The organism is Streptococcus sp. 449_SSPC, from assembly GCF_001073005.1.
Lineage (GTDB): Bacteria > Bacillota > Bacilli > Lactobacillales > Streptococcaceae > Streptococcus > Streptococcus salivarius_F.
Genome location: NZ_JVGR01000018.1, coordinates 74,089 through 91,001, shown reverse-complemented (window position 1 = coordinate 91,001; position 16,913 = coordinate 74,089). Strand labels below are relative to the sequence as shown.

The window sequence follows — 16,913 nt, the reverse complement described above, 5'->3', positions numbered from 1 at the left end:
TTATTGGTGGGGGGCCTGCTGGCATGATGGCGACCATTGCCTCAGCCTTCTACGGCCAACTCAAACATATCAGAAACGCTCTCAGTGTGAGAAATGATATGTTGTTTGATGACATCTTCACCGATATAGTCTTTCAAGAGACGAGCAGTGCGGAAGATTGCCAATTCTTTTTCAAGTGTTTCAGACTTAGGCACATTAGTTGATGACAAGGTACGAGGATCTTCTTGCAATTCTTTAAGAAGAACAGCAACCTTTTCAACCTCAGTCAATTCACTATAGTTATCAACAATATTTGCAGATTTAAGCAACTCTGCTACACATGCTTCATGAACACTAGAATCTTGACGCATATCGATTGTAGCAAGATAGAAACCAAAGACTTCTACAGCTTGAAGAAGCTCTTCGAAATCACCTGAAATCAAGACAGCATCGTCGTTTTCAAGAAGTGAATTTTTGATCGCCAAAAGATCGTCATGGAAGGCATCTGCTGTTTCGTAGAATTCTGTTGTTTGTTGTGAGACAGCTTGAAGACTTTGGCTGAGACGTTGTTGCACGTAATCAGCTACTACTTCACCTGTTGAAGCCGAACCCAGACGAACATTTTCAGAAAGGCGTTTAGCAACTCTTTCCTTGCTGAAGTTTCCTTCTTTAAAGAAAAGAAGTGTTTGAATCAACTTAGACTGGATGTAACTGAAAGCACGACGGTAAGGTTCATTTTCACGATAAACAGATGTATCTGGAGAATGTTTCGCCATCTCTGCTACTGTATCTGAAACCTTAGTCAAGCGTGATGAAAGGGAGAATGAACGGTAAAGATTATCAACTTTTTCGATATAGTAGTTGAGGATAACTTCACTTTGTACTGTTGCAGAAAGTTTAAGAGTTTCTGCTGTTACAAATGGGTTCCCGTCACGGTCACCACCAATCCACATACCCATAGTAATAGGTGTTGGATTGTCAAGTTCAATACCTTTTTCAACCGCTAAACGTTTGAATTCATGCGATAAGTTTGTAATCGCCTTAATCAATGAGGAGTTGTAATACTCCATAACGTTAGTGATTTCATTTTTAACCTTAAGTTTTTTCTCACGAATGATATCTGTTTGCATCATAATTTCTACATAACGACGCAAATCTGCATACCATTTATCCTTGTTAATAAGACCAGCCTTAACATCACGATGCTTACGGAGAAGTTCGTGAATGTGGTTAGTCAATTCAAGCATAGTTTTACGTTGAACCTGAGTTGGGTGAGCTGTCAATACTGGCACGACATTGACATGTTCAAGAATGTCACGTGCATTATCACTTTCAGCGACAACATCAAAGGTTTCAGACAACTTACCTAGATAAGATTCATCAATATTGTTCTTGTGGTTGACTTCATAAGCCAAATCCACGTCCTCAGAGATATTAATCAAGAGAGGTAACAAAGAGAAATAACGTGATGCAACGACCATATCGTCATTCGTCATTTCTGAAATGGCTTGTGTAAGGGCCACATAGTCACCTTCATCATAAAGTTCAACCAAATGTTGGATAGTTGTGAGACCTTGCTCTCCAGCCATGCCTCGTGTTGCATCATCCAACAATTCTTTCAAGATACCAACTTCTTCAGAGATGATTTCCTGGTTGTTACTGCTTTCCAATTTGTTAAAAGCCAAACCGTATTCTCCTTACTTTATGTAGTACCCTTTTATCATATCACTTTTAAAACAAAAGTAAACTATTTTCCTTTAAATCGTCAGTTATTTTGCAATTTTCCGACTTTTTCAAACAATTATTTAAGTCTATTTCCGAACTTTATAAAAAAAAACTCTGAAACAGAGTTCAGAATCTTAATTATACTTTTTTTGATAGAATTTGATTTCATCGCCATCTTCAACCTTAAGTTGGTTGGCTGCTTTTTCACCAAGTTTCCCATTAACATCAAACATCCAATAGATGCCCTTATCTTTATCTTGAGAAATACCATCAATCTCAGTGATGAAGCCATCATTTTCTTGAACAGGATATACCTCTTCCAAGACATCAAGCACTGTATCACCTTTTTGGATTTCTACTGATTTTTTCTTACTTTCCTTTTCCGTTTTCAAAATCAAAGTCACCTGACCTTGAACCTTAGACTGATGATTGTTTGTGCTACTAGTAAGTTTAGCTGCCTCATTTTTTCCGCAGGCTGCTAGGGTAACAAGTGATAAGGCGAGAAAGAGATAGGTCGATAATTTTTTCATTTCAAAAACCTCCTAAAAATAGACTGGATGAATGGATAAAATAGAAGCGTCGATACTGCATGATAGGTGTCGTAAAGTAGACCAGAAATAACAAAGGTAATCCCACTTTTAAATAGAAGGCCATACCCGTAATCAAGGAGAACTCCATAGAAAAAGGACAAAAGAGTTACCAAAGCAATCTGCCAGACAAGTGATAACCTAGGTGCAATCAAACTCCAAAAAGCCATCAAGACGCCGAAGGCCAGAATCTGATTAAAGACCCAAGGACCAAAACCAAAGATGAATCCTGAGATGGACATGGTTAAAGCCATAATCAATAGACCATCAAGCAAACCCAAATAAAGAACAGCCACAAAAAACATAGCTGTAATAGGCTGAATATTTGGCAATCCTATAAATGCTGACCGCAATCCTACCGCCAGAGCTGACAGAATGGCAATTCGAGCCATTCGTTGAATCGTTAGTTTCATATATCTATTATGCCAGAAATAAGGAAATATGACTAGTTTTAAAAAATAAAAACTAAAGATTTCTTGAAATACAGAGTAAGATCGTACAAATTGAAGAAAATAATGTCCCTTGTTGCCTCTCCCAAATATCAAACGGTTTGAGCAGGCTGAATATTTGATATAAAAAGTGTACTCTCATTCACTATCCTCTGTCATCTTGACAACAGTAAATAATTAAGTTTGATTAATTATAAAAGTTAACTTGACTTATTTTTTATTTTAAAGTATATTAAACTCAAGGAGGTAGCTAATGATTCAAATTGAAAATATTAATGTGTCTTACCAACAGACATTAGCTCTGGATAATATCACCTTAAACTTGGAGGGACCTAGTATTACTGGGATTATTGGACCAAATGGTGCTGGTAAATCAACTCTAATTAAAGCATTAATTGGTATTATTCCTCACTCTGGAAAAATCCTTTTCAATAAACAACCTATTCGTCAGCAATTGAATCGTATTTCCTATGTTGCACAGAAGGCTGATATTGATTTTAACTTTCCGATTACTGTCAGAGAGTGCATCTCTCTAGGACTCTATCCCAAAACCAAGTTCTTTAAACGTCTATCTAAGAGTGATTGGTCTAAGGTCACAGATGCTTTAACACTACTTGGTCTAAATGATTTGGCCCATCGACAAATAAGCCAATTATCAGGAGGGCAATTTCAACGTGTTCTAATCGCTCGTTGTCTTGTACAAGAGGCTGATATTATTTTATTAGATGAACCCTTTGTAGGGATTGACTCTGTTAGCGAAGATATTATCATGAACACCTTGAGAGAACTTAGGGACAAAGGTAAGCTTATTCTTATTGTCCACCATGATTTGAGCAAAGTTCCTCATTATTTTGACCAAGTTATCCTCCTAAATCGTAAACTGATTGCTAGTGGGCCTACTAATCTTGTTTTTAATGAGGATAATCTCCGTAAAACCTACGGTAACAGTTTATTTTATAAAGGAGATGTAAATGATTTCTGAATTTATTGATGGTTTGCTAAATTTCCACTACTTACAAAATGCTCTTATAACGGCTTTAGTTATTGGAATTGTCGGAGGGGCTGTTGGTTGTTTTATTATTCTAAGAGGCATGTCGCTTATGGGTGATGCGATTTCACATGCGGTTTTACCCGGCGTAGCTACTTCCTTTATCTTGGGTATTAACTTTTTCATAGGAGCCATCATCTTTGGACTTTTAGCTTCTACAATGATTACCTATATCAAAAGCAATTCCATTATTAAGAGTGACACGGCAATTGGGATTACCTTTTCGAGCTTTCTAGCTCTCGGTATTATTCTCATCGGTGTTGCTAATAGTTCCACAGATCTCTTTCATATTCTCTTCGGGAATATTCTAGCTGTACAAGACATGGATATGTGGATAACGATTATCGTTTCACTTCTCGTACTAGCAACTATTACAATCTTCTTTCGCCCTCTACTCCTAACATCCTTTGATCCAATTTTGGCCAAGTCTATGGGAGTTAAGGTCACCTTCTACCACTACTTACTTATGGTTATTCTAACTTTGGTTTCTGTAACTGCCATGCAGAGTGTTGGCACTATTCTTATTGTGGCACTTTTAATTACACCGGCTGCCACTGCCTACCTTTATGTTCATAGCCTAAAAACAATGATTCTTCTCTCATCAGGATTGGGGGCTCTGGCATCTGTTCTAGGTCTTTTTATCGGCTATAGTTTTAATATTGCAGCTGGTTCGAGCATTGTATTAACGTCTGCTCTACTCTTTCTCATCAGCTTTTTCATCGCCCCAAAACAAAGTGGCATGAATAAAACTTCTAAACAATAAAAAATAGGATGAAAATAATATGAAAAAAATACTATCAACAATAGTACTACTACTTTTAGCGGTAGTTACTCTAACAGCTTGTACCAATAAACAAGGCAGTAACAAGGATAAATTACGAGTCGTTACGACCAATTCCATTATTGCTGATATCACCAAAAATATTGCCGGAGATAAAATCACTCTCCACAGTATTGTCCCCGTTGGTAAGGATCCTCACGAATACGAACCCCTTCCTGATGATGTAAAGAAGACATCGCAAGCTGACTTGATTTTTTACAACGGTATCAATTTAGAAACTGGTGGAAATGCTTGGTTTACTAAGTTAGTCAAGAATGCTCATAAGACAGAAAATAAAGATTATTTTGCAGTTAGTGATGGTGTTGAGGTGATTTATCTTGAAGGTCAGTCAGAAAAAGGTAAAGAGGATCCCCACGCTTGGCTTAATCTGGAAAATGGGATTATTTATGCTCAAAATATTGCCAAGCAACTGATTGCTAAGGACCCTAAAAACAAGACCTACTACGAAAAGAATCTAAAATCCTATACTGACAAACTTAGTAAACTGGACCAAGAAGCTAAAGAAACATTTAACAAGATTCCCGATGAGAAAAAACTGATTGTCACTAGTGAAGGATGCTTCAAATACTTCTCAAAAGCCTATGGCGTACCATCTGCCTACATCTGGGAAATCAATACAGAAGAAGAAGGCACACCAGACCAAATCAAAACACTCGTGGAAAAACTACGTCAAACAAAGGTACCAGCTCTCTTTGTCGAATCTAGTGTCGATGAACGCCCTATGAAAACAGTATCTAAGGATACCAATATTCCTATTTATGCAAAGATCTTTACAGATTCTATTGCTGAAAAAGGGCAAGACGGTGATAGCTACTACAACATGATGAAATATAATCTGGATAAAATCACCCAAGGCTTGAATCAGTAAAAATCTCATCTAAGAAATATTCTGTATTCTTATGATAAATCTGTTATACTAAGGTGAGACTATTTTCAAAGGAAGAGAAATGACACCTAATAAAGAAGACTACCTCAAATGTATCTATGAGATTGGTACTGAAGAAGGTAAAATAAGCAATAAGGAAATCGCAAACCGTATGCAGGTGTCTCCACCTGCTGTGACGGAAATGATTAAGAAATTGATTTCAGAAGACCTCATCATCAAAGACAAAGTCAAGGGCTATCTTCTAACGAAAACTGGTAAAATCAATGTCGCTGAACTCTATCGGAAACATCGTCTCATCGAAGTCTTTTTGGTGGACCACTTGCAATATACTTGCGACCTAATTCATCAAGAGGCTGAAATTTTAGAGCATACTGTCTCTGATCACTTTATCAATGCCCTTGACCGCCTACTCAATTACCCCCAAACCTGTCCACACGGTGGGCAAATCCCCAAGTCAGGTCAGCTCATAGAGGAAATCTACAACCAGACTTTTACACAAGACCTAACTCCTGGAAACTATGTACTTCGTCGAGTTCAGGATCAAATTGATTTACTCCATTATTTGGAAACTGTCGGTCTTAAAATTGGAGTAACTTTTACCTTGAAAGGCTTTGACCCTTTTACACAACTCTACCGCCTGAATATTGATGGAAAAGAAATTCAAATTCCAGAAACTGTTGCTAGCAACCTTTATATTGAATCAAACTAAAAAAGCGAGGCTGATAAACACCCTTAGAAGTGTCATCAGTCTCACTTTTTTTACATTTGTTTCAAGCGTTCCACCCGTTCTGAAATCGGTGGGTGCGTATAAAAGAGCTTCTGCAAACCAGATTCCTTTTTAGGATCATTGATATAGAGAGCTGCGCTAGCATCATCTACGTGATGTTTCATCGGTTCACTATGATCAAGTTTAAGAAGAGCATTAATCATACCTTGTGGGTTACGTGTCAATTCGACGCTAGAAGCATCAGCTAGAAATTCACGCTGACGAGAAATAGCCAGCTGAACCAGGGTAGCTGCCAAAGGCGCAAGGATAATGGCAATCAAGGAAATAATGAGAAGAATAATCTCCAAGCCACTACTTCCATTACGATCATCATCATTACGACGACGGCCTCCACCCCAGAACATCATATTGCGAGCCATACCAGCTAGCATGGTGATCGCAGATGCCAAGGCTACTGCAATAGTCGAAATACGGATGTCATAGTTACGAATATGGCTGACTTCGTGCCCTATGACCCCTTCAAGTTCCTCACGATTCATAACTGCAAGAAGACCTGTCGTAGCAGCCACAGCAGCATTTTTAGGGCTAGACCCCGTCGCAAAAGCATTCATTGAAGGATCATCGACAATAAAGACACGTGGCATCGGTATTTGTGCCACCATAGCCATATCTTCAACCACATGATAAAGGTTTGGAGCGGTTTGTTCATCAACCTCTCGTGCACCATTCATAGCCATAACGACATTGGTTGATTGGAAAATCATGGTAACGGCATAGATAAAACCGATAACTAGAGCAAGAATCAAACCACCGAAGCCTGAACCTAACCAAAGATAGCCGACACCGTAACCAACAAGGCCCAACAAGAGGAAAAAGACCAGGAGCAAAAGCCAAGTCTTTCTCTTATTTCGAGCAATCTGATCAAATAACATATTAGTTACCTAGTCCACTGAAATCAACCTTAGGAACAGCTTTTTCTTCTTCAGGTGTTTCAAGGAATTCAGCAGCCTTAAAGCTAAACATTTTAGCAATAACATTGCTTGGGAATGTTTCCAATTTCACATTGTAGTTACTTGTCACACTGTTATAAAGTTGACGTGAATAGGCAATTTTGTTTTCAGTGTTCGTCAACTCTTCTTGAAGCTGGCTGAAGTTTGCACTAGCCTTAAGGTCAGGGTAACTTTCAGCTACCGCAAAGATTCCAGAAACCTGGCGTGTCAATTCATCACTAGCACGCATAGCCTCTGCTGGTGAAGTCGCAGCTGCTACTTGATTACGAAGTTCTGCTACTTTTTCAAGCGTTGAACCTTCGTATTTTGCATATCCCTTAACAGTCTCAATCAAGTTAGGAAGAAGGTCATTACGACGTTTCAATTGAACATCAATTTGACTCCATGCCTCCTTAGTCTGCATACGGCTTTTAACCAAGCCGTTATAACTTGCAATAACAAAAATTACAAGAACAACGATAATGGCAATAATAATCCAAATCATATTTTTATTCCTTTCTTGTACTGAAAAAGAGTCAATTAACCTCTCTTTCAAGTATCTTTGATAGTCTCAGTATATCAAATTTTCAGATAAAAGTGGTAAAATGTGAGTCGTTTTACAAAAAAACTGGACAAGATGTCCAGCTTTTGTATTACTCTTTAGACGTGTGTCGTTTACCTTGGGCTAGGGCATCTGCTTCTGTCATTGTAACGACATTTGTTTTCTTGGTATTTTTTGGCATAGATAAAAAACACCCATTTTAATGGATGCTTCTTACCTACTATTTACCTGCTTTTTTACCTTGTTTTGTAAGGTAAACTGTAGATATACTTAGTGCTGCAGCAACTCCGACAAGAAGGAAGACCGTTGTCGTATTAGACTTACCTTTTTCTTTTGAAGTGCTAGCTTGGCTTTCAGAACTCTTGGCCACCTGTTTTGCCTCAGTTGCTTTATCAATACGAGCGACATTCTTAGGTGTGTCATCCTTCTTGCTTTCCGCCAATTCTGACAAATCACTGCTAATCTCTTTGGCAACACCTTCAGAGCTTGTAAGTGATGCCGCTTCTGAGGCTAATGTTTCAGAGGCCATAACCGCCATAACTTTACTTGCAATCATATCCACAGACTTCTCATTCAAAAGAGAATTATAGCGAATAGCTTCTGAGGCGAGCTGACTGCTTGTTACAGAGATTTTTAGGTCATTGTTATAAGCGACCTGACTATTTGGTGAGATGCTGACAACTTCAGATCTACGTGCTATTGTTGGAGATTCAGAAACTTTGACATCAACCTGACTTGTTGAACCTTTTTCAATAACTTCTGAAGAAACCTCACTTATCGGATCTTTTTGTGTGCTTTCTGAAGTTGGAGATTTCTCTGGGCTATCAGAAGTAATTGCTACGTCAACCTGACTAGTAGATGAAGCTACTGAAGTTTCCTCATTCTTTGGTGACTCAGAGGCTGGAGCGGTTGAGCTTGCCTCACTATTTGGTGTTTCTGAAACTGATGTCTCGGAGATCACTTCACTGTTAGATACTTCAGAAACTGGAGTGCTTGAACCTACCTCACTCTTTGGTGTTTCTGATGCTGAAGTTTCAGAAATTACTTCACTAGTTGATGCTTCAGAAACTGGAGTGCTTGAACCTACCTCACTCTTTGGTGTTTCTGAAACTGAAGTCTCGGAAATTACCTCACTGTTAGATACTTCGGAAACTGGGTCTGTTGAACTTTCCTCACTAGTCAATGCTTCGGAAACTGGGGCGCTTGAAGTTGCTTCACTTTTCGGTATTTCTGATGCTGAAGTTTCAGAAATTACTTCACTAGTTGAGGCTTCAGAAACTGGAGTGCTTGAACCTGCCTCACTCTTCGGTGCTTCAGAAACTGAAGTCTCGGAAATTACTTCACTGTTTGATACTTCAGAAACTGGAGTACTTGAACTTGCCTCACTATTTGGTGTTTCTGATGCTGAAGTCTCAGAAACTACTTCACTAGTTGATGCTTCAGAAACTGGAGTACTTGAACCTGCCTCACTCTTTGGTGTTTCTGAAACTGAAGACTCTGAGATCACTTCACTAGTTGAGGCTTCAGAAACTGGAGTGCTTGAACTTGCTTCACTCTTCAGTGCTTCAGAAACTGAAGTCTCGGAGACTGGATTATTGACAGGCTTTGGTTCAGGTTTTGTTGGAGAAACTGCTGAGACAGCCCCAACAATCGTCGCCTTATTGTCAATCGTATTATTAGATAAACGGATTTCTCCATTACCATTGTCACCCATCTCAAAGTTTTTGGTAATCACCGGCTCAGCCAAGGTATTCAATAGTTTATTATCATAGACATCGACATTCTTGATTGTTCCACGAACTTGTTGGAAATCAATGGCACCACGATGGAGCTTATAGAGGTCATTAGTTGTTCCTGAACGTAGAATGGTATTGTCATGAATCTTAATTCCAGAATCATTGAGGTCAAAATTGTGACCTGCAAAGACAGTGTTTACACGGATACCTGCTCCAGCAAAGACGTCCTTGATGAGGTTTCCTGAGATTTCATGCCCCTTACCACCAAAAATACCGATACCAGCCGCACGCCAGCCTGATTCAATGGTGTTGTTGAGGAATTTATTATTTTCCTCAGCTGCGGCATTTGTACCATCTGAAATACTTGACCAGATAGCTAAACCATCATCACCATTCCCACGGATATTAGAGTTTTTAACTGTTGAATTCTTGGTCCCTTGAGCAAAGTTAATACCATCAGCTAAGTTATTACGGATACGAGCATTTTCAACAACAAGACCGTCCGTATACTTCATATTCCCCGTCTGGTCGTAGTCTCCAATCCACATACCGACTTCAAAGTGCTGAACCCAGATGTCGTGAATTTTCGAATCCTTACCAAGTGTTCCCGAAATAGCCTTGTACTGTGCATCCTCGTTATAACGAGACGTCAAGTTGGAATCCATGTAAAGATTGCTCAACTCAATGCCATTACTATTATGACCGAAGACAATACCACCACCATAGCGTTTGTCACTTGTAAAGTGTAGTTGCGTATGCCAAACACCGGCACCTGAGATTTTTAGATTATCAGCTTCGATATTAACCTGTTTGTCAAAATTGAAACATCCTTCTGGAATATAGACAGATTTTCCGCTGGCTTTAGCTTCTTCCACAGCCGCAAGTAGGGCAGCAGTGTCATCACTATCATCATTGGCAGATGCACCCTTATCCAAGATACTGATACTATTTTCACCTTGGGCAACAGGCACTGGAGCCTGTTCTAGCTCAATAAAGTCAATACCGTAAGGGACATTGTCATCTTTCTTCTTAACTAGAGAAATCTTATCTCCAGATTTCAATTGGATATCCTTTAGGAGAAGACGTGTCTCATCAAAACGAAAACGTGCACTGGAACCATCAATTGCTTGATCATACTCATGGTCCCCTTTAAGGTACTGCCATGCTGAGTGAGATGACAAATCAAGATTACCAACGCTTGAACCATTGACCTGCACATCCAACTGACCTGATGCACCATCAGGTATTGTATAACGGACATTCAAAGCATTGGCTGGCTCAGTGACATTAAAAGTAACTGCCGCATCCTTTTTAGGAAGCTCAACATAAGTTTGGTTAGTCGCTTCCACAGCCGTAGATTCCATGTCCGTTGACTGTTGAATTGTAGCTCCATTTTCAACACTTGCATTTTCTGCCTCATGAGTCGTATAAGGCATTTTTGCACCGTAACCATCTGTGCTGTACTCCTTGGCTTGACCTTGGTCCTCAGTCGCATTGGTTAAGACATTTGCTGAAGTTTCTTGAGTTTGAGGGTTGCTTGCCTCAACCAATTGATCAATGGTCGGAGTCTGTTCAGCTGCTTGAACAGTTGTTACCTGAGGCTGAACTGGAGCAATATTAGCAGGCTGTGACGCTTGCACAGTCTCAACTGATGCTGGTTCGGAAGTCGCCACTTGTGCCCTTGAGGCTGTTTGAGGTGTCTGTGCCTGATTTGAGGCATCAGTCAAATCACCAATCGATTGTGCCTCATCAGCCTGAGCTGCTTGCCCATTGGCAAGAGCCATAAAGCCAATCAAAGCTGATGCTGCCCCAATGGAATATTTACGGATGCTGTACTTTGGTTTCGTTTTTCTTTCTTTAAACAAGTCTATTCTCCTGATACTTTTTTTCACAATCTCTCTATCTTAGGACCAAGCCGTCCTTTGAAAGAAAATAAAGATTCCCTCATATTAAATATTGTTAATAATGCTGTTGTTTTTCTTATTAAAAACAAACCAAAGTAAATTATAAGGGATGAAAAAGTAAAAAAAAAGGCTAGGCTATCCATTTTAACAAGGCCTTAACAAAATTGTCATATTAGAAAGTTCAGTCATTCACGTCTAAATTATAGTCTAAAAATGTCGCACAAAAAGGTGATTTCTTTCACGTGTAAGAAAGAAAAGACTCTAAATTTCCATAAAGGCTTATTTAGCAAGAGTTATCGGCCAAAACTATCAAAATGTTTTAAATCTGTTTTCTCAGATTTCTGTCAAACGTTTGACAGTCTTTTTTAATTTTCCGCTTCAAAGTATTATTTTCCGAATGTTTTAGTATTACAAATGTTAAACACCCAAAAATAAAAAAAGAGACAATAATCTGTCTCTGATTTTTCAAAAAAATAACTAACCTAACTAGATTTTACGATAACATTGCCTCTAGTTCTTCAAGCGACAGACCAGTCACATCTGATACCACTTCTAGAGATAAGCCTTTTGAGAGCATCTTACGAATCAACTCTAAACGCTCCTCATGACGACCTCGTTCCAAACCTTCTTCACGCGCTTCATCAATTGCTGTCTCCATAGTCATGTCATAATTTTCTTGAATACGTATGCGTTCATCAATCATCGCCTTTTCCTCCTATCGGTTGGCTCTTACGATAACAAACCATCTAATTCTTCAAGCGATAGACCAGTCACATCTGAGACAACTTCTAGAGATAGGCCTTTTGACAGCATCTTACGAATCATTTCTAGTTGTCCCTCATAACGACCTCGCTCTAGTCCCTGCTCTAACCCTTTCTCTATGCCTTCTTCACGCGCTTCATCAATTGCTGTTTCCATGGTCATGTCATAATTTTCTTGAATACGTATGCGTTCATCAATCATCGCCTTTTCCTCCTGTGTCCAGCTGGATGAATCCAGTAATGAATCGGCATGCGTGACCGCTCGGCTAGGTGCCTTAGAAAATGGGAGATTTCCAAAGAACTCTAGCCACTGCCGCCCTTCATCCCTGATATGCTTATCTTTATTATACTTATCCAACTCTAAAAAGGCAATCTGAAGAAGGTTCTGCTGTTTCCCATCCTTATAGAAAGAATGCAGAGGCTTGCCCGTCCGACTATTGGCCATCCAATAAGTATTAATCGGGGACTCCTCATCTGGCAACAAGGTCTTCTCCAAGATAGCAATACCATAGACCGGCTCCATCTGCTCATACATCTTATGCGTCTGCCCTTGTTGGCGTAATTGTTGCACATTTTCTACCAGCTGGTTAGCCAAATAATAATGAAAACGATTGAGAAAATAATGCTGCTTACGCACCTGAATCTCAATGATAACCTCGGTTCCATCATTCAACTTGGCTCGAACATCCACCGAGGTTGAAAAGAGCTCATCCTCATCAAAGTCCTTCTTGTGAAGCTGTGTTCCCTCCAAAATCTGAGCATCCACAACATCTAAATCCAAAATATCTCGAATAAATGCCACCGTCACCTCAGGCAGGCTAAAAATCTTCTTAGCCATAATATCCAAGGTCGGTGAGACATGCTTGTGTCTTTTTTCCATCTACTTCTCCTTAAGAAAAAATAGAGGGTTGGCCCCTCTACTTCTATTATTCGGAAAAAGTAAATGAAAGCTTGCAACTAGCCCTTAAATGCTTCCACAAAAGCCTTGAGTTCTTCGTCTGCTTCTGGTGTCGTTCCATGAAGTTGGCCAAGCATGTCAAGAAGGGACGCTGTCTGACTTTCAATCGTCGCATTGGTCTGATTAATCTTAGCCACAATCTCTGTCAAGGGCTCTACTTCCTCTTCCTCAAAGGTATCCACATAACGAGGAATATTAAGGTTGTAGTCATTTTCCACAATCTCTTCAAAGCTAGCCAGATGAGCGAACTTGTCCATATCCTCACGACTCTTATAAGCATCAAGAATCTTCTCAATATGGGCATCTGTCATGATGTTCTGATTTTTCCCCTTATCAAACTCCTTAGAGGCATCGATAAAGTAAACATCACGATTGGTGCGGTTCTTTTTGAGAATGATAACCGTCGTCGGAATACTGGTGTTAAAGAAGATATTAGCCGGCAGACCAATAACCGTATCAATGGCACCTTCTTCTAACAAAGCCTTACGAATAGTCCCTTCAGCATTACCACGGAAGAGCACCCCATGAGGTAGGACGATAGCCATAACACCATTGTCTTGTTTCAAGTGATAGTAACCATGCAAGAGGAAGGCAAAATCGGCCTTAGACTTAGGTGCCAGTTTCCCAAATGGTGAGAATCGAGGATCATCCATGAACCCTGAGCTAGCAGACCACTTGGCCGAATAAGGTGGGTTCATGAGAACACCGTCAAAGTTAGTCGGCTCTTGAGTTGGCCAATCCTCATCCAAGGTATCAGCGTTATGTAAAAACTGGTTTTCAATCGGCACACCATGCAGGATCATGTTCATACGTGCCAGGTTATAAGTTGAGGTATTTAACTCTTGACCAAAGTAAACCACTGTCTGTGGTTGGCGTGAATAGCGTTTGGCATTAAGCAAGAGCGAGCCTGACCCCATTGTGGCATCGTAAAGGGTAAAGCCTTGCTTGTCCTCACGACCTAAAAAGGCAATCTGGGTCATAAGCTTGGCTACAGGTTGCGGTGTATAGAACTCACCAGCTTTCTTACCCGAATCCGTCGCAAACTGACCAATTAAGTACTCGTAAGCATCACCAAGCATGTCACCAGCATGACCTGCCACATCTAAGACAGCCAACTCTTTCATCACAGCCGCAACCGTCTGGTTTTGCTTTTGAGGAGTCGCCCCAAGTTTCTTAGAGTAGAGGTCGATATCTTCAAAAAGATTTTCGTAAAGCTCGTCACTCTGCTCAATATCACGGAAGCCCTGAGCCAAGTCCTCTAGCTGGAAGCTTCCATCATTCACTTGCTCTACTAAGGCCGTAAAGGTCAAGTCAGGATGAATGGCATAACTCATCTCATCAGTAATAACTGCCAAGAGGTCCTCGTGAGTCTCCTCATCCTCATAGTATTTACGATAGACCGCCAGTGCCTCTTCCAAGCTTTCTGTCTCTTCCTCCATGGTCTCTGCCACGAAAAAGAGCATCTTGTCCGACAAATACTTGTAAAAGACCATGCCCAAGAGATAAGACTTGTAGTCGTTGGCATCCATCTTAGAGCGGAGCACATCCGCTGAGTTCCACAGGGCTTGATAAAGCGACTGGGAGGTTTGTGTTGTTTCTGACATAATGTTTCTTTCTTTGTATTTTTGAATGTTATCCTATTCGTTCTAATAGCCAATCACGTTTGTTTCCACTTCTTTGATGACCTCATCTGAAATCTCAGAAATAGGAAGTTGGTAAATAGTATTTTGATGTGGGTTGAAAATGCCTAGATTTTCAATGGTTTGAAACTCTGGATGAATCGAACGCCTACCCATGAGATAGTAAATCAGTAGCTGCAAGGTATGGTCCTTATTAGGCTTGCTGGCGGTGACTTTAAAGTCCCAAAGGGTATCTTTAGTCAGGAAATCCCCATCACCAGTCGTTATGGTAGCCGTATAAGCCCCCTCCATGGTAAAACCATCCGCAGTCACAGGATCAAAGGCCTTGAAAAAGCTCAAACTACGCTCAACCATGATACGAATATTAGCAATAGTAGCCTGATTTGGCACAATCCCCTCCACTGGACGATAAGCCAGAGGACCAGCACGAAAGGCACTATCAAAACCTGCCAACTGACAAGCCTTAGTAATCGACAAATCGTCTATCCCCTTAACATCATCCAGAAGACCAAAAGCCTTAGCCTCCAGCCTCATGGCACGAGCACCAAGCAAGGAAATCTCAAAGGCCTCCTCAACAGCTGTCCCATCCATGAAACGACTAAGATAGTCCACAGCAGTCCCAACCAAACTAGCCGCAATAGACTCCTCAGGATTAAGACCCTGATCATCATCAAGCGTCGTCACAGTAAAAGTCTTGACCGGAAGATAACCACCACGAGGCTGTTTAATCTGTTTGATACGTTGTGTTACTGATACCATGTTGGTCTCCTACTTTTGCTTAAATTCTATTGCTTTCATCTACTATCACTGTAAAACTGAAACTTTCGTTGCTAATCAGTCAAGTAAATAAATAGTCTTTATTCACCTTTTTAGATAAACATATCTTGCAAGAGTTTCTTTTTCAGCGTCTCAAGCTGAGTAATTTTCTCTTGATAAGAAGTGATAAGCTGGTCAAGATTTGAGAAATATGAGCCGATAGCTTGTTGTTCTCGAAATGCTGGGCATAAAAAATCATATTTTTTAAAGTCAACAGTCGTAAAACTCGCCTGATTTACTGCAGGTTTAGTAATAGATTTTATATAATTTTGATAACTTTGTACAAAAGTCATTAAATATATAAAATAAGGATAATAATCTTCTTTTACGGTTAATTTCAATATATTTGTTGTATATATCATCTCCCTATCTGGTTCCCTTAGCACAATTGCAGCAGTCCCCATTTTTGCCTCACTGTTTATAAAATTAACCAATATATCATTCTCTTTTACAAAATAATTTGCTGTATTAGCTCCTTTAGGATCTTCCTTAAACCAGTATTTTATATCTCTATCCAAATTTAAAATTCCGTCACTAATATTGTTAGCTCTAATAACTGGAAGACCAATATCGTCATTTGATAATTCTCGCGACAAGCCACTTTTTAACTCAGATAATACATCACCTAATTTTATAATTCTCCACTCACCTTCAAAACCATCTAAACGAATTTCAGGAACTGCTTTTCCAGCTTTAGGGAACATCTTAGAGAGCATGGCTGCCTTGAGAGATTGGTAGTTGGCAAGATTGTCCTTGTAGCTAGCCAGAAGGTCGTCGAGAGTACGGAAAAGGAATCCGATGGCAGATTGTTCATCTATAGATGGAAAAGATATTTTAAATTTTTCTACATCATTTTTTGTAATGTTAGGATCTTTTCTACTACTCGCTGCAACATTTCTCCAACTTTCCTTTTTAAAATTTAAAAAATTTAGTAGAAAATTTGGATTAATTTCATTGACTGGCATCAAAGCTACTAGGGCTTGATTAATCGTAGCAGGATAAGCTAGTAAGCCTGTTCTTCCAATTTGATTAAATCCACCGTACATTGCTATCAATACAGACTTTTCAGGTAAAACTTTTAATTTTGTTGCTCCATATACTGAGATCTTTTCTTCATTAGAACATATTATAGAATTATTTAAATCTGTTGTTTTTATCCATGGAATTTCTCCATTTTGATAATTCCTATTATCAGATCGTGACGGAGTGTTTCCGGAATAAACTTCGTATAATTCTCCTAATTTAGATTTAGTCCAAATATTTTCAAATTCATTGAATCTTATTTTAGGTTTATTCATTTTCCTA

The 16,913-nt window shown here is 39.5% G+C and carries 14 protein-coding genes and 2 pseudogenes; 4 read left to right on the top strand and 12 right to left on the bottom strand.

Annotated elements, in window-relative coordinates:
• Positions 1 to 50: 50 nt before the first annotated feature.
• From ADH51_RS03525 to ADH51_RS03515, 3 genes and pseudogenes are all read right to left on the bottom strand, one after another.
• Positions 51 to 1,664 (bottom strand): annotated as a pseudogene (locus ADH51_RS03525) (phosphoenolpyruvate carboxylase); the annotation flags it as partial.
• A 174-nt stretch (positions 1,665 to 1,838) separates the two neighbouring features.
• Positions 1,839 to 2,234: a DUF4430 domain-containing protein gene (locus tag ADH51_RS03520; RefSeq protein WP_048674434.1), complete on the bottom strand. Its 396-nt coding sequence runs from the start codon at positions 2,232 to 2,234 to the stop codon at positions 1,839 to 1,841.
• Complete coding sequence (locus ADH51_RS03515) at positions 2,231 to 2,704, bottom strand: membrane protein (protein WP_037601179.1); 474 nt, start codon at positions 2,702 to 2,704, stop codon at positions 2,231 to 2,233. The genes ADH51_RS03520 and ADH51_RS03515 overlap by 4 nt, the downstream gene beginning before the upstream one ends.
• A 289-nt stretch (positions 2,705 to 2,993) precedes the next feature.
• Between ADH51_RS03515 and ADH51_RS03510 the strand changes: the two genes are divergently transcribed.
• The 4 genes from ADH51_RS03510 (at position 2,994) to ADH51_RS03495 (ending at position 6,224) form a co-directional block, all read left to right on the top strand.
• Entirely contained in the window at positions 2,994 to 3,722 is a 729-nt protein-coding gene (locus ADH51_RS03510; RefSeq protein WP_002890643.1) for a metal ABC transporter ATP-binding protein, read from the top strand.
• A complete protein-coding gene (locus ADH51_RS03505) occupies positions 3,712 to 4,551 on the top strand; it encodes a metal ABC transporter permease (RefSeq protein WP_021147014.1) in 840 nt (279 codons plus the stop codon). Before ADH51_RS03510 ends, ADH51_RS03505 begins: the two co-directional genes overlap by 11 nt.
• Before the next feature lie 19 nt (positions 4,552 to 4,570).
• Complete coding sequence (locus ADH51_RS03500) at positions 4,571 to 5,497, top strand: metal ABC transporter substrate-binding protein (RefSeq protein ID WP_021144383.1); 927 nt, start codon at positions 4,571 to 4,573, stop codon at positions 5,495 to 5,497.
• A 79-nt stretch (positions 5,498 to 5,576) separates the two neighbouring features.
• On the top strand, positions 5,577 to 6,224 hold the full coding sequence (locus tag ADH51_RS03495; protein WP_022496818.1) for a metal-dependent transcriptional regulator: 648 nt from the start codon (positions 5,577 to 5,579) through the stop codon (positions 6,222 to 6,224).
• Positions 6,225 to 6,274: 50 nt separating this feature from the next.
• Here ADH51_RS03495 and htpX read toward each other — a convergent pair whose 3' ends face one another.
• From htpX to ADH51_RS03455, 9 genes and pseudogenes are all read right to left on the bottom strand, one after another.
• Positions 6,275 to 7,174 carry a zinc metalloprotease HtpX gene (gene htpX / locus ADH51_RS03490; RefSeq protein WP_038675722.1) on the bottom strand — a complete coding sequence of 300 codons (900 nt, stop codon included), beginning with the start codon at positions 7,172 to 7,174 and terminating at the stop codon, positions 6,275 to 6,277.
• A gap of 1 nt (position 7,175) precedes the next feature.
• Positions 7,176 to 7,736, bottom strand: a complete 561-nt coding sequence (locus tag ADH51_RS03485; RefSeq protein ID WP_002884070.1) for a LemA family protein — start codon at positions 7,734 to 7,736, stop codon at positions 7,176 to 7,178.
• 148 nt (positions 7,737 to 7,884) lie between these two features.
• Positions 7,885 to 7,977, bottom strand: a pseudogene (locus ADH51_RS10300) (streptodornase); the annotation flags it as partial.
• 36 nt (positions 7,978 to 8,013) lie between these two features.
• A complete protein-coding gene (locus ADH51_RS03480) occupies positions 8,014 to 11,394 on the bottom strand; it encodes a YSIRK-type signal peptide-containing protein (protein WP_038675721.1) in 3,381 nt (1,126 codons plus the stop codon).
• Between the two features lie 532 nt (positions 11,395 to 11,926).
• Positions 11,927 to 12,136, bottom strand: coding sequence for a hypothetical protein (locus tag ADH51_RS03475; protein WP_004182748.1), 210 nt, complete (start codon positions 12,134 to 12,136; stop codon positions 11,927 to 11,929).
• A gap of 26 nt (positions 12,137 to 12,162) precedes the next feature.
• On the bottom strand, positions 12,163 to 13,074 hold the full coding sequence (locus tag ADH51_RS03470) for an Rpn family recombination-promoting nuclease/putative transposase (RefSeq protein ID WP_048674430.1): 912 nt from the start codon (positions 13,072 to 13,074) through the stop codon (positions 12,163 to 12,165).
• A gap of 77 nt (positions 13,075 to 13,151) precedes the next feature.
• Positions 13,152 to 14,756 carry a type I restriction-modification system subunit M gene (locus tag ADH51_RS03465; RefSeq protein ID WP_048674429.1) on the bottom strand — a complete coding sequence of 535 codons (1,605 nt, stop codon included), beginning with the start codon at positions 14,754 to 14,756 and terminating at the stop codon, positions 13,152 to 13,154.
• A gap of 42 nt (positions 14,757 to 14,798) precedes the next feature.
• Positions 14,799 to 15,551, bottom strand: coding sequence for a hypothetical protein (locus tag ADH51_RS03460; protein WP_048674426.1), 753 nt, complete (start codon positions 15,549 to 15,551; stop codon positions 14,799 to 14,801).
• Between the two features lie 110 nt (positions 15,552 to 15,661).
• Positions 15,662 to 16,906: a restriction endonuclease subunit S gene (locus ADH51_RS03455; protein WP_048674424.1), complete on the bottom strand. Its 1,245-nt coding sequence runs from the start codon at positions 16,904 to 16,906 to the stop codon at positions 15,662 to 15,664.
• Positions 16,907 to 16,913 lie beyond the last annotated feature (7 nt).

What these genes read in the sequence shown, in the direction of transcription:
- ADH51_RS03520 (WP_048674434.1), bottom strand. Translation starts at nt 2,234, where the DNA reads ATGAAAAAATTATCGACCTATCTCTTTCTCGCCTTATCACTTGTTACC.
- ADH51_RS03515 (WP_037601179.1), bottom strand. Translation starts at nt 2,704, where the DNA reads ATGAAACTAACGATTCAACGAATGGCTCGAATTGCCATTCTGTCAGCT.
- ADH51_RS03510 (WP_002890643.1), top strand. Translation starts at nt 2,994, where the DNA reads ATGATTCAAATTGAAAATATTAATGTGTCTTACCAACAGACATTAGCT.
- ADH51_RS03505 (WP_021147014.1), top strand. Translation starts at nt 3,712, where the DNA reads ATGATTTCTGAATTTATTGATGGTTTGCTAAATTTCCACTACTTACAA.
- ADH51_RS03500 (WP_021144383.1), top strand. Translation starts at nt 4,571, where the DNA reads ATGAAAAAAATACTATCAACAATAGTACTACTACTTTTAGCGGTAGTT.
- ADH51_RS03495 (WP_022496818.1), top strand. Translation starts at nt 5,577, where the DNA reads ATGACACCTAATAAAGAAGACTACCTCAAATGTATCTATGAGATTGGT.
- htpX (WP_038675722.1), bottom strand. Translation starts at nt 7,174, where the DNA reads ATGTTATTTGATCAGATTGCTCGAAATAAGAGAAAGACTTGGCTTTTG.
- ADH51_RS03485 (WP_002884070.1), bottom strand. Translation starts at nt 7,736, where the DNA reads ATGATTTGGATTATTATTGCCATTATCGTTGTTCTTGTAATTTTTGTT.
- ADH51_RS03475 (WP_004182748.1), bottom strand. Translation starts at nt 12,136, where the DNA reads ATGATTGATGAACGCATACGTATTCAAGAAAATTATGACATGACTATG.
- ADH51_RS03470 (WP_048674430.1), bottom strand. Translation starts at nt 13,074, where the DNA reads ATGGAAAAAAGACACAAGCATGTCTCACCGACCTTGGATATTATGGCT.
- ADH51_RS03465 (WP_048674429.1), bottom strand. Translation starts at nt 14,756, where the DNA reads ATGTCAGAAACAACACAAACCTCCCAGTCGCTTTATCAAGCCCTGTGG.
- ADH51_RS03460 (WP_048674426.1), bottom strand. Translation starts at nt 15,551, where the DNA reads ATGGTATCAGTAACACAACGTATCAAACAGATTAAACAGCCTCGTGGT.
- ADH51_RS03455 (WP_048674424.1), bottom strand. Translation starts at nt 16,906, where the DNA reads ATGAATAAACCTAAAATAAGATTCAATGAATTTGAAAATATTTGGACT.